The organism is Bacillus cereus group sp. MYBK222-1 (genome assembly GCF_051916425.1).
GTDB classification, from domain to species: domain Bacteria; phylum Bacillota; class Bacilli; order Bacillales; family Bacillaceae_G; genus Bacillus_A; species Bacillus_A paranthracis.
Genome location: NZ_JBQAGP010000003.1, coordinates 19,592 through 32,227 on the forward strand (window position 1 = coordinate 19,592; position 12,636 = coordinate 32,227).

The following is a 12,636-nucleotide window of genomic DNA, read 5'->3' on the forward strand; positions in this document are numbered from 1 at the left end:
TATTAAGACTCTTGATTCGTTTGTTCTTCTAAAATTTTCTTCATCATTACGACCATGTCATCACGTAATTCTGGGTGTTGCAGTGCCATTTCGATTGTCGTTTGAACAAATCCTAACTTTTCACCTACGTCATAGCGCTTTCCTTCGAAGTCGTAAGCGAATACACGTTGAATTTCGTTTAAACTTTGGATAGCATCTGTTAACTGAATTTCGCCACCAGCACCAACATGTTGCTGTTCTAAGAACATAAAGATTTCAGGCGTTAAAATGTAACGTCCCATAATCGCTAAGTTTGAAGGTGCTGTACCTTGCGCTGGCTTCTCGACGAAATTGCGAACTTGGTAACGACGACCTTCTTGTTCTAATGGATCAATAATTCCATAGCGATGTGTTTCCGACTCTGGAACAGTTTGTACACCAATAACAGAAGAAAGTGTTTTTTCATACTCATCCATTAATTGACGTAAACATGGTTTCTCAGCTTGGACAATATCATCACCTAGTAGCACTGCAAACGGCTCATCACCAATGAATTTACGTGCACACCAAACAGCATGTCCTAGCCCTTTCGGTTCTTTTTGACGGATGTAATGAATATCTACCATTTTTGAAGAAGCTTGTACTTTTTCAAGCAACTCATATTTTTTCTTCTCCAATAAGTTTTGTTCTAGTTCAAATGCGTTATCAAAATGATCTTCGATAGAACGCTTTGTTTTACCAGTAACGATAATAATATCTTCGATACCCGATTTCACTGCTTCTTCTACAATGTATTGGATCGTTGGTTTATCTACTATCGGTAACATTTCTTTCGGCATTGCTTTCGTTGCTGGTAAAAAACGTGTTCCTAATCCAGCTGCTGGGATTATCGCTTTTCTTACTTTTTTCATCACAAAATACCCTCTCTCCTGTCGGAATCAATAGCAATCATTTCCTACATAAAACAAAAGGGAGATTTCGCTCCCTTTTGTTCCTTACTACTTAAAATTACTTTGTATTATAAACGATTCATAATGTCTTCTTTAATAGTAAGTAACTTTTGTTCACTATTTTGTAAAGAACTATCTTTTACACCAAAGTAGAACTTAATCTTCGGTTCAGTTCCAGATGGACGTAGGCAGAACCATGAACCATCCTCTAATTGATATTTTAACACATTTGATTTCGGTAAGTGAATCTCTTCTTTATGTCCATCTTGTAAAGATGTAACGATGCTTGCTTTATAGTCTTCAACTGCCACGACTGTTAAGCCCGCTACTTCTTTCGGAGGATTTTCACGGAACGTTGCCATCATCTCTTGGATTTTTTCCGCTCCATCTTTTCCTTTTAGCGTTAACGACACAAGGTCTTCACGGAAGAAGCCGTACTTCTCAAATACTTCTAATAGACCATCGTATAACGTTTTACCTTGTGATTTGTAGTATGCAGCTACTTCACATGCGAATAGGACAGATTGTACTGCATCTTTATCACGGCAGAATGGGCGGATTAAATAACCATAGCTTTCCTCATAACCGAATTGGAATTCATATTGTCCGCTTTCTTCATACTGTCTAATTTTCTCACCGATAAATTTAAATCCAGTTAACGTATCAACTGTATCTAAACCGTATGTTTTCGCGATTGTACGACCGATTTCAGACGTTACGATTGTTTTTAATACGACACCGTTCTCTGGTAGCGTTCCGTTTTCTTTCTTTTGAGATAATAAGTAATCAAGCATTAATGCACCTGTTTGGTTACCAGTTAATACTTGGAACTCACCATCGTGATTACGAACTGCTACACCAAGGCGATCTGCGTCAGGATCTGTTGCGATTAATACATCCGCTCCTACCTTCTCACCGTCACGAATTGCATATTCAAATGCTGCATGCTCTTCTGGGTTCGGTGATTTTACTGTAGAGAAGTTCGGATCTGGTAACTCTTGCTCTTTTACAACTGTTACATCTGTAAATCCAACTTCTTTTAAACCACGGCGTACAGAAATATTTGATGTTCCGTGTAGTGGTGTGAAGACGATTTTCAAATCTTTGCCGGCCTTTTCCACCATTTCTTTATTAATAATGACATTGTTCAATTCTGCAGCATATGCATCATCGACTTCTTGTCCAATAATATGTAATAAACCGTCAGCTTTTAATTGCTCCACATTAGCAACCTCAACTGTTAACTCGTCTTCTACTGCGTTTACGTAGCTAATTAATTCATCAGCTTCTTTCGGAGGCAACTGTCCACCATCTTCACCGTATACTTTATAACCATTATATTCAGGCGGATTATGACTTGCAGTAAGAACGATTCCACTCACTGTATGTAAATGACGAACTGCGAAAGAAAGCACTGGCGTTGGACGTAAGCTTTCAAACACATATGTTGTAATGCCGTGTGCACCTAGTGTAGCAGCAACTTCCATTGCGAACTCAGGTGATTTATGACGAGAATCATAGGCTACAACAACACCGCGTTTTTTCGCTTCCTCACCTAACTTTTCGATAAAGCTTGCTAATCCTTTTGTCGCTTTACGAACTGTATATACGTTTAAACGGTTCGTACCAGCACCAAGTTCACCACGCATACCACCTGTGCCAAACTCTAGATTTTTATAAAAGCTATCCTCGATTTTCTTCTCATCTTGCTTCATATTTTCTAGCTGTTCTTTTAATTCTGCATCTAATTGTGCGTAAGAAAGCCAGCGACTAAATTCTTGTTTCCAATTCATTCTTCTCTCTCCTCTCGCTCGTCATACCTTTATTATATGAAAAAAACATGCTGTATCTCAATATTTTATAAAATCTAGCAGGATTTTACTAGGAATATTTGTATACACTATTGTTAAATACTCCACTAAAGGGAATGAGGATTATGCGCGAATGGGGCTTGTCAGAAGAGCTCAAAATACAAACAAAGCAAATGATTGAAATTGCTGAAAAAGAACTATCGATTATGAGGAGCGCAATCGATAAAGAAGACGAATGTATTTTATGCAAAATGGAAGATATTCATCATATGTTAGCAAATGTACAAACATTGGCAGCTACATACTATATTCAAGCATATTTATCACCTTATACGGAAAGTTCATCTTTTATTACGACAGCTATCCAACATTTAAGCGCCCGAAAACATGGCGCTCTTATCGTTGTGGAACGAAACGAGACGCTTGAAGCTTTCATTCAAACTGGAACGACATTAAACGCTCATTTAACCGCACCATTACTCGAATCAATATTTTATCCAGGTAACCCTCTTCATGATGGAGCCGTTCTCGTTAAAAATAATCATATTGTCTCAGCTGCCAATATTCTTCCGCTCACGAAAAGCACAGAAGTTGATCCTGAACTAGGAACACGTCACAGAGCTGCAATTGGCTTATCAGAAAAAAGCGATGCCCTTATTTTAGTTGTCTCTGAAGAAACGGGCCGCACTTCCTTTGCTTTAAACGGGACTTTATATACAATTTCTCTATAAAGTAAAATTACATCGGCCGTAACACCATATATCAATAAAAAAGGCTGTTCCAAAATGTAGGAACAGCCCTCTCTTACGATCTTATTCTTCGCCGAAACGTTCAACAAGCGTTGCAAGTGTACGTACCATTGCACCTGTTGCTCCAGCTGGACCTAAATCATGTGCTCCTGATGATTCAGATGTTCCAGCGATGTCTAAGTGTACCCAAGGTGTATCTTCAGCAAATTCACCTAGGAATGTACCAGCCATAACCGCATGTCCTTCGCGGCCTGGTGAGTTATTTAAATCAGCAAACTTACTGTTTCTCACGCGTTCTTTATCACGATCAAAAATCGGTAATTGCCAAATCGATTCATCTGTTTCCATAGATGCTTCTAGCACTTGCTCAAACAACTCTTCATTGTTTGTCATTGCACCCGTCGTATGATTTCCAAGTGCAACAATTACACCACCTGTTAATGTCGCAACATCAATTAAATAGTTTGCACCTAATTTTTTCGCATACGTAATACCGTCAGCTAATGCTAAGCGACCTTCTGCATCTGTATTTAATACTTCAATTGTTTTTCCGCTCATAGATGTGATTACATCGTCTGGCTTAAATGCGGTACCACTTACAACGTTATCTGTTGATGGAATAACAGCGATCACATTTTGCTCTGGGCGAAGTTCACCGATAATTTCCATCGCACCTAATACAGCAGCCGCACCGCCCATATCACCTTTCATACCGACCATACCTTCACGTGGTTTTAAAGAATAACCACCTGTATCGTATGTGATTCCTTTTCCAACGAATCCAATAACATCTGTCCACTCTTCTTTTCCTTTATAAATAAGAGCGATCATTTTTGGTGGCTCTACACTACCTTGGTTTACTGCAAGTAACGCACCCATACCAAGCTCTTCCATCTCTTCTTTCTCAAGAACTTTATAATCCATATCATACTTCTCCGCTAACTCAACAGCATACTCAGCAAGCTTCGTCGCTGTTAATACGTTTGGCGGCATATTTACAAGTGTACGAGCTGAATTTGTTGCACGTCCATGTACGTAGCCAACTGTTAATGCCGCTTCAATTTCCTGTGCATCTTCCGCTGTAATAGCCGTAAACTTCTCTAACTCTACACGATCCTTTTTATCTGATTTATACGTTTGTAACTCATATGTACCAAGGCCTTGTACTTCTGCCGCAATATGAGCGACATCAATCGCGTCTAATTTCTCTGTTACGAAAGAATCAAGTAAGATTGCTGCATCTTGTACTTTTGCTGCTTGCAGTGTTTTAAACGTCTTACCAAGAGCCGAACGTAATGTTTCTGTCGTATAAGATTCTTTCTTGCCTAAACCAACGAAATAATAACGTTTCACTTCTGTTTTTCCTAAACTATGTACTTTTGAAATAGCTTTCTTCTTCGTAGAAAGTTCTTTCTCTTCTAATAAAACTTGTAATTGTCCTTCAAACGCTTTGTCCAGCTCTTGTACAAAGCTACTCGTTTCCTCTTCTTCAAATAAGGCAACAATCACCGCTTCATGGCTTGCTAATTCTTTTTGTACTTGGAACATGTTCAGACCCCCTAAATTTCTCTACTCTACCTTTATTATAACTTTATTTTCGATAAAATGCGACAATTCTAACTTCTGTTATACCCTATATAAAATAAAAAAAGTCTAGCGTACTTACCACTAGACTATCTTTGTTTTAAATATTGACCACGAAACACTTGCATCGTCTCATCCTGGTTTAACATCGTTAACTCTTCTTCTGAAAACTTACCATTTCCTATCTTAACTACATATACATTTACTTTTTTCTTACCCCATTGGCTATAAACATCTTTCACTGTATCATAGTACAAATCAAGACGGTTTCCTTTTATTGCACCGCCCTTATCAGCTACTACACCATACCCATAACCTGGTACGAATAAGATTGTTCCAATTGGGAATACGCGTAAGTCCGCTGCAATTGTGGAATATAAATCCCGTTTCGCCTTAACACCTGAATATGTAATACCATACTCCGGATGTCCCGGCCTCTTACCAGTTGACTCAATTCCCGACGTATAACCTGTTGCAGTCATTTCAATTGAACGATATTTAGACCAGTCGTTTGCCTGCTCTAAAGCATTTATCACTTCGTTACTCGGAGCAACATTTCTTTTAACTTCTGCTGCATGTACTTCTTTTGCACTCGTTCCCTCATATTTCTTTACAATCTCTAATAAAGAAACTCCTGTGAAAGCATTCCATGTTACGCATAATGCAATTGCAAGTAAACAAGTCATCATAATGCGAATACAATATCGTTTTAACATTTTTATATGCCACACTCCTTCATCGTTAATCATTCCCTATACGATGAAAGAATATGCAAAAAAATAATCTCCAATTGCATTGGAGATTAAAACATTTGATATCCGCTTTTCCGAAGTTTCTTAATAACGATTCCCGCTAAAGCAGCACCAATCAATCCAGTAGATAAAATAAACACATCTGCTTGTCCTAAATGCGATACACTTGTCCCAAATGAAGAGAATGTTTCTTTTGGCTTTGAAAAATAATCCCACATACTCGCCTTATTAATAATAAGCATACAAACAATCGGATATACAATAACCATTACCCATGTCGCTCGCAATATCATGTTGAGTAAAAATCCAATTCCAAAAAACAAAATGAAAAATAACATCATTGAAATAAGTAATACCGGTATACTCACTCTTTCTCCCTCTCCTTCGTATGTGCCGTAAATACGTGATAGGCTGTATAACCAAACTGCTCTCCTGGATTTAATGTTTTGTCCATTTCAAGATGTAATTCTGATTGTCTTTCTAACAAATATGTAATAAGTACAGACGTATTTGGATCGTCCGCAATCGTATCTGGATGTAGAAACGCTACTTCAGACAATTCCTTCTCCTGTACAATAATCTCTTCCCCTTCAGGCTCCAAAAGGAAAATAATCATATTATCACTAATCTCATTGCGAATTACGCCCGATCTAACACCAATGATCCCCTTCACATGAGCGACAATACCTGTCTCTTCTAACACTTCACGTTTCACAGCTTCATCAACGGTCTCACCTTCATTTACAAAACCAGCCGGTAAAGACCATTTCCCCTTTAACCCACTGTATTTTTTCTTAACGAATAACCACCTGCCATCTTTTGTAGCTACTAGGCCACTGACAGCTAACCATACTTTTCCTCGCTTCTCCATGATGTCATACCCTCCTCTATTAGAACGGACAGAATATTCTTTCTTTTTTATATATTATACTATATTTTTTAAATGAAAAAAGCAGAAACAGCTCTTAGCCGTTTCTGCTTTTTCTACTATATATTAAAAGAACTTTAATTTACCTTTTTTAAGAACTAATAAAGGTCCACCTAATAAGAATAGGTAACGGTTATCGATCACTTTCTTCATGAAGGAAGCTTTCCAACCTGTTAACTTTTTGCCCATAACAACGCCCATTGCATCGTCATGACCTAAAGAACATACAGATCCTTTATTGTCGAATACGAATTTCTTCATTTCGCCTTTACCACGAACTAACACAGTTAAGTTGTGCGCAATGTTGTAACCTTGTTGAATTGCGATTTGTGCTGTTGGTGGGTATGGACGGTTAATTTCTTCGTTAATGATTAACGCTGCGTCACCAACCATGAATACATCTTCGTATCCTGGAGCGTGCATGTACTCATCAACTTTTACACGTCCGCGCATTGCTTCAAAGCCAGACTCTTCCACAATACCGTTACCACGAACACCTGCAGCCCAAACTACTGTTTCAGACTTAATTAATTCAGTATCATCACCGTTTGCAACGATAATACCTTCTTCAGTTGCTTCTTTAATTGCTGTACCGATGCGGAATTCTACACCTTTTTTCTCAAGTTGTTTCACAGCGTATTCTACTAATGCTGGATCGAAACCTGGAAGTGCTGTTGGAGCAGCTTCTACACAGATAATACGTGCTTTTTCACGTGGTACATTGTACTGTTTGCAAAGTTCAGGAACACGGTTTGCAAGCTCACCTACGTACTCGATACCAGTAAATCCAGCACCACCAACAACGATTGTTACTAACTCATCGCGCTTTTCATCTGCATATTTAGCGAAGCTAGCTTCCATATGCTCACGAATTTGACGAGTTGCATTAATGTTAGCGATTGAGAATGCATGCTCTTTTAATCCTGTAATTCCGAATGTTTCTGATTCGAAACCAAGACCGATTACTAAGTAGTCATATTCTAACTCGCCGTCTTTTAAGATAATGCGTTTTTCAGCTGCTTTAATTTCTACTACTGTATCTTGTACAAAGTTCACTTTATTTGTATCAATAACGTCTTGAATATCTAGACAGATTTTTTCATCTTGTAATGTACCAGCTGCGCTCTCGTGTAACCAAGTCGCTTGGTAGTGATAGCTGTTGTTGTTTACTAACGTAATTTCAGCTTCATTTACAGATAATGCTTTTTGCAGACGAACAGTCGTAATCATCCCGCCATAACCTGCACCTAAAACTACGATTTTTGGAGTCTTCACCAAATCACAACCCTTTTCTTTATATAATAGTAATGAAAAATAATACCAAGTACTAAAAACTCTATTTGTCAAGAATGTGGAATTTATCACATTCTATATCATAACAAAACACAGTCAAAAAATCGTACGAATTTTGTCATAGAAATTTAACATAATACTTCCCTATATTAGTCGGTTTTATTCCAGAATTCAAGCGTCTGGAGAATTATCAATATTTTAAAATAACATAGCGTTTTCAAGGGTTTTTCAGCCTTTTTTTCATGTATTTTCCTTTCTGTATATTTTATACAATGTAAAAAACATCTATGCGAAAACTTACACACAATTCAGTCGTTTTCAGAAGTATTATGCACTCAAATATGCTATCATTTATTTGAAAGTATCATCATTTGCAGGATTTTCGTGTACATATGAACAATATATGAAATCAATATCAAAATTCCATCTATAGGGGGAATGAAAGTGGCAGAAAATCAAAAAGTTTACGACATAACAATTATTGGTGGTGGGCCAACAGGACTATTCACAGCATTTTATGGTGGTATGAGACAAGCAAGTGTAAAAATTATTGAAAGCTTACCTCAGCTTGGAGGACAATTATCCGCGCTCTATCCTGAAAAATACATTTATGATGTAGCCGGATTCCCGAAAGTGCGCGCACAAGAATTAGTTGATAACTTAAAAGAGCAAATGAAGAAATTTGATCCAACCGTTTGTTTAGAAGAAGCTGTTGATACGCTTGAGAAACAAGCTGACGGTATATTTAAACTTGTTACGAATAAGCAAACTCACTATTCTAAATCAGTAATTATTACTGCTGGCAATGGTGCTTTCCAACCACGCCGCTTAGAATTAGAAGGAACAGCAAAGTATGAAAAGAAAAACTTACATTATTTCGTTGATGATATGAATAAATTTGCTGGTAAGCGCGTCGTAGTATTTGGCGGCGGCGATTCAGCTGTTGACTGGACAATGATGTTAGAGCCGATCGCTGACAAAGTTACAATTGTTCATCGTCGTGATAAATTCCGTGCGCATGAACATAGCGTAGAAAGCTTAATGAACTCTCGTGCAGAAGTAAGCACACCATACGTTCCAGTAGAACTCATTGGTGATGACAAAATTGAACAAGTCGTTCTTCAGCATGTAAAAACGGAAGAAAAAATTATCATCGATGTTGATGATGTAATCGTAAACTACGGCTTCGTTTCTTCTCTTGGCCCAATTAAAAACTGGGGCTTAGATATACAAAAAAACAGCATTCTCGTGAACTCGAAAATGGAAACAAATATTCCTGGTATTTACGCTGCTGGTGACATTTGTACATATGAAGGAAAAGTAAAACTCATTGCTTGCGGCTTCGGTGAAGCACCAACAGCAGTAAACAATGCGAAAGCTTACTTCGATCCAAACGCAAAACTTCAACCGATGCACAGCTCAAGTATGTTTTAATATAGAAATGAAAAGAACTCCTTTTATGCGAAGGAGTTCTTTTTTATTACGCTATCGTTCCCTTCCAAAATATGTTACAATAAACAAGAACAAACGTTCTATTCAATAAGGGGGATATTTAAAAATGAAAGAACCTACTATCGTAAAAAAAGAAGCTTTCCAAGCAATCGGTGTTTCGATTACGACGACCAACGAAAAAGAGGCATCTACTGAAGGGAAAATTCCCGGGCTTTGGAACCGGTACTTCCAAGAACAAATGATGCACCACATTCCAAATCAACAAACGAAAGAAACATTCGCTTTCTACTCAAATTACGAATCAGATGAAACGGGTACATATAAATACACAATTGGCATGCCTGTTTCTTCATTAGAAGACGTTCCTGCAAATATGACAACTTTAACAATACCTGCCGCTACGTATGCGGTATTTACAACGAGAAAGGGACCAATTGCTGAAGTCGTTTGCGAGGCTTGGGACTATATTTGGAAATGGTCAAAGGAAAACAAACGTGCTTTTACAACAGACTTTGAGCTTTATGATGAAAGAGCGTTAGATCCAACTAACGTACAATTAGATATTTATATTGCATTAGCCTAAACGACAAAAAAGAAGATACCAAATGGTATCTTCTTTTTTGTCGTTAAATAGCCACTGTGCAAATCCAACATAATTGTCTACAATGAGAAAGTGCAGTATAGAAATATTAGAAACTGTATAAAGTGAAACTATACTCAGTGGTGGGGGGGTATTCATCCCCCACCACTGAGTATTAGTTGAACCAATCGGACGTTTACGGGCAGTTAGTCTCCCACCTAACTTCTTTGCTCGAGCCAAATTTTGAGGTGGGAGTTTTACTGCCCGTTAACGCGGGATAAAGTGATTGTTAACAAGTTTTTTAGTTTAAATTTGTCGCATAGAAAGGAAGCAATATGGAGGAACTACAACAAAATAAATCTGCTTTAGAAGGAAGCGGAAAACCGTTATTAAAAAATACGAATTTCCTTTTTCTTTGGGCAGCTACTCTTTTTTCAAGTTTCGCTTTAGCCTTTTTTACTTTTTCACAAACGTGGTACATAGCAAAAACATTAAACCTTGAGGCATCACTCGGTGTTGTTTTCGTAGCTCTTAGTGTTCCAAGGCTTATTTTTATGATTATCGGCGGCGCTGTAGCTGATAAATTCCCGAAAAAAAACATTATGTTTTATTCTAATATTGTTCGTGCTATTCTCGTCGCAACTATCCTTACATGGTTCATCGTAGGTGATGTAACACTATATACATTTGCTTTATTCGCTTTATTCTTTGGACTTGCTGATGCTTTTTTCTGGTCGGCTGATGGATCTATCTTGCCTGAACTTGTAGAAAAAAGCCGTTTAACACAAGCAAACTCACTTACACAAATGACAAACCAAGCATCGGTCATCTTAGGTCCTGTACTTGGCGGCATTCTTATTAAATTTACGAACTATGAAACGATTTTCTCGATTACAATTTTATTACTCATTGTCGCAGCCATACTCGTTCAAAAAATACAATTTACGATGCCAGAGCAGCAAAATACAGACAAAAGCATGTTCACTTCTATTAAAGAAGGAATTTTATATGTAAAGGAATCTCCATTCCTTTCAACTTTCCTTATTTGTAGCGCCTTTCTAAACTTATTTTTAATCGGTCCGATGCAAGTCGGTTTCCCGCTTTTCATTAAAAATGTTCTACACGGTGACTCGCTTCAATTCAGTTACTTAGAAGCATCTGTAGGAGGCGGAATGGCAATAGGCGCAGTCATTGTCGGTTTAAAAAATATTAATCGGAGACGCGGTCTATTTTGCATTATCATGATGCTACTGTCTGGCGTATTCTTCTTATCCATCAACTTTAGCACCGTACTTTGGCAAGCATTATTAGCTGGTATGTTTTACGGTATTACAATCGCAATGGCTATCGTTCCGCTTATGGCGATGATTCAATCGACAGTGAAAGAAGAAATGATGGGACGTGTAATGAGTTTACTTATGCTATCATCAATGGGCTTTATCCCGCTCTCTTATGCATTCACATCTATCGCGCTTGCAATAGGAATTCCAATCGTAACCGTTATGAAAAGTGGTGCAATCGCCGTTATCGTCTTTGTACTATTTGTAGCGATTCGTGTTCCAGTTGTAAGAAAGTTTGATTAACTACTTGGAGTCATGCATTTACGCATGGCTCCTTTTTAAACGGATCAAATAACGGTATCCCCTTACTTCTTCTCACAGCTGCTCCCCATTCTAATCCAACCTCTAAAAATAAATCTCGCACTGTACTATATAAAAGAGCCTTAACATTTTTACGGATTTCTCCGTATTTATACGCTCTCACAACACTTTTTACGCGCCAAATGAAATTTCCATACACTTCTTCATCAGCTAATATTTGCTCCAGTAAAACACCTTGCTCTAATAATCCGCTCTTTTTATAAGCAAGCTCCACCTTACTCCAAAATATATTAATCTTCTTCGGATTACTCGTCATCGGCAGAAGTGCATATATAAAAGGCTTCGGTATATCATGACGGCAATACGTCTCATCAAGCTCGTACGTTCCTTTTCTATTCTCTTTTATTTGTGGAATGTTTTTAGAAAGAATTGTTTCCCCCTCATATTTTTCCCCCATTCCACTACAGCCAGCTGCATCATTCTCACTTTCACATGCGGACAATTTCATACGGTCATCCATGCGGTCAATTGCAGATATAAGAAATACATATAAGTTCGCACTATACCCGCCGCGTTTATGTCTTTCTTTCGTTGCAACACGCTTTATAATTCCTAGTTCCTCTAACTTTGCAATGGAGCGGCGTACTGTACGAATACTTTTTCCAACATTCGTCGCAATCGTCTCCATTAACGGACAAGCAACCCCCACTGTTTTCTGTTTCTCATTCACTGCATACTTTCCTAAAAAATGAATAATGGTAGCATCTGTTTTATTCAATTGAAATCGGTAGCATTTCAAAACTTGTTTTTGATATGTATTAAACTCTTCTTTACTTCGAAATTCACTATATGGTTTCATTAAGTTATATAAGCTTCCCATTTTTATCACCTCATTTATAAGTAAGAGGCAGGAAGGGGATTTGGCGTGCTATTTAATATTTTTTTAGTGGAGATGAA

12 protein-coding genes are annotated in these 12,636 nt (G+C 37.8%); 4 read left to right on the top strand and 8 right to left on the bottom strand.

What is annotated here, in order from left to right:
- Nucleotides 1–2: 2 nt before the first annotated feature.
- Nucleotides 3–890, bottom strand: a complete 888-nt coding sequence (gene galU, locus ACTFR9_RS16035) for a UTP--glucose-1-phosphate uridylyltransferase GalU (protein ID WP_002163486.1) — start codon at nucleotides 888–890, stop codon at nucleotides 3–5.
- Between the two features lie 107 nt (nucleotides 891–997).
- Entirely contained in the window at nucleotides 998–2,722 is a 1,725-nt protein-coding gene (locus ACTFR9_RS16040; RefSeq protein WP_001104210.1) for a phospho-sugar mutase, read from the bottom strand.
- Between the two features lie 143 nt (nucleotides 2,723–2,865).
- On the opposite strand from ACTFR9_RS16040, the gene cdaS reads away from it, so the two are divergent.
- Nucleotides 2,866–3,471, top strand: a complete 606-nt coding sequence (cdaS, locus tag ACTFR9_RS16045) for a sporulation-specific diadenylate cyclase CdaS (protein WP_001209528.1) — start codon at nucleotides 2,866–2,868, stop codon at nucleotides 3,469–3,471.
- An 81-nt stretch (nucleotides 3,472–3,552) separates the two neighbouring features.
- Here cdaS and pepA read toward each other — a convergent pair whose 3' ends face one another.
- The 5 genes from pepA to ACTFR9_RS16070 form a co-directional block, all read right to left on the bottom strand.
- Nucleotides 3,553–5,037 carry a cytosol aminopeptidase gene (gene pepA, locus ACTFR9_RS16050; protein WP_000487970.1) on the bottom strand — a complete coding sequence of 495 codons (1,485 nt, stop codon included), beginning with the start codon at nucleotides 5,035–5,037 and terminating at the stop codon, nucleotides 3,553–3,555.
- 125 nt (nucleotides 5,038–5,162) lie between these two features.
- A complete protein-coding gene (locus ACTFR9_RS16055) occupies nucleotides 5,163–5,789 on the bottom strand; it encodes a 3D domain-containing protein (RefSeq protein ID WP_193635214.1) in 627 nt (208 codons plus the stop codon).
- 86 nt (nucleotides 5,790–5,875) lie between these two features.
- A complete protein-coding gene (locus ACTFR9_RS16060) occupies nucleotides 5,876–6,193 on the bottom strand; it encodes a YuiB family protein (RefSeq protein ID WP_000027014.1) in 318 nt (105 codons plus the stop codon).
- Complete coding sequence (locus ACTFR9_RS16065) at nucleotides 6,190–6,696, bottom strand: NUDIX hydrolase (protein ID WP_000415311.1); 507 nt, start codon at nucleotides 6,694–6,696, stop codon at nucleotides 6,190–6,192. Before ACTFR9_RS16065 ends, ACTFR9_RS16060 begins: the two co-directional genes overlap by 4 nt.
- A 123-nt stretch (nucleotides 6,697–6,819) precedes the next feature.
- The gene (locus ACTFR9_RS16070; protein WP_000856615.1) at nucleotides 6,820–8,028 is read right to left on the bottom strand and encodes an NAD(P)/FAD-dependent oxidoreductase; all 1,209 of its coding nucleotides are present in this window, start codon (nucleotides 8,026–8,028) and stop codon (nucleotides 6,820–6,822) included.
- A gap of 462 nt (nucleotides 8,029–8,490) precedes the next feature.
- On the opposite strand from ACTFR9_RS16070, the gene ACTFR9_RS16075 reads away from it, so the two are divergent.
- The 3 genes from ACTFR9_RS16075 to ACTFR9_RS16085 all read left to right on the top strand — a co-directional run bounded on the left by ACTFR9_RS16075 (nucleotide 8,491) and on the right by ACTFR9_RS16085 (nucleotide 11,661).
- Complete coding sequence (locus tag ACTFR9_RS16075) at nucleotides 8,491–9,480, top strand: NAD(P)/FAD-dependent oxidoreductase (protein ID WP_000829779.1); 990 nt, start codon at nucleotides 8,491–8,493, stop codon at nucleotides 9,478–9,480.
- 124 nt (nucleotides 9,481–9,604) lie between these two features.
- Complete coding sequence (locus tag ACTFR9_RS16080; protein ID WP_000662717.1) at nucleotides 9,605–10,081, top strand: GyrI-like domain-containing protein; 477 nt, start codon at nucleotides 9,605–9,607, stop codon at nucleotides 10,079–10,081.
- A gap of 332 nt (nucleotides 10,082–10,413) precedes the next feature.
- The gene (locus ACTFR9_RS16085; RefSeq protein WP_000391922.1) at nucleotides 10,414–11,661 is read left to right on the top strand and encodes an MFS transporter; all 1,248 of its coding nucleotides are present in this window, start codon (nucleotides 10,414–10,416) and stop codon (nucleotides 11,659–11,661) included.
- A gap of 10 nt (nucleotides 11,662–11,671) precedes the next feature.
- Here the strand turns inward: ACTFR9_RS16085 and ACTFR9_RS16090 are convergent, their stop codons facing one another.
- A complete protein-coding gene (locus tag ACTFR9_RS16090) occupies nucleotides 11,672–12,559 on the bottom strand; it encodes a helix-turn-helix domain-containing protein (protein WP_000535251.1) in 888 nt (295 codons plus the stop codon).
- Nucleotides 12,560–12,636: the final 77 nt, after the last annotated feature.

Bases quoted from the DNA above. Each gene is read 5' to 3' on its own strand.
- galU (WP_002163486.1), bottom strand. From the start codon at position 890: ATGAAAAAAGTAAGAAAAGCGATAATCCCAGCAGCTGGATTAGGAACA.
- ACTFR9_RS16040 (WP_001104210.1), bottom strand. From the start codon at position 2,722: ATGAATTGGAAACAAGAATTTAGTCGCTGGCTTTCTTACGCACAATTA.
- cdaS (WP_001209528.1), top strand. From the start codon at position 2,866: ATGCGCGAATGGGGCTTGTCAGAAGAGCTCAAAATACAAACAAAGCAA.
- pepA (WP_000487970.1), bottom strand. From the start codon at position 5,037: ATGTTCCAAGTACAAAAAGAATTAGCAAGCCATGAAGCGGTGATTGTT.
- ACTFR9_RS16055 (WP_193635214.1), bottom strand. From the start codon at position 5,789: ATGTTAAAACGATATTGTATTCGCATTATGATGACTTGTTTACTTGCA.
- ACTFR9_RS16065 (WP_000415311.1), bottom strand. From the start codon at position 6,696: ATGGAGAAGCGAGGAAAAGTATGGTTAGCTGTCAGTGGCCTAGTAGCT.
- ACTFR9_RS16080 (WP_000662717.1), top strand. From the start codon at position 9,605: ATGAAAGAACCTACTATCGTAAAAAAAGAAGCTTTCCAAGCAATCGGT.
- ACTFR9_RS16085 (WP_000391922.1), top strand. From the start codon at position 10,414: ATGGAGGAACTACAACAAAATAAATCTGCTTTAGAAGGAAGCGGAAAA.
- ACTFR9_RS16090 (WP_000535251.1), bottom strand. From the start codon at position 12,559: ATGGGAAGCTTATATAACTTAATGAAACCATATAGTGAATTTCGAAGT.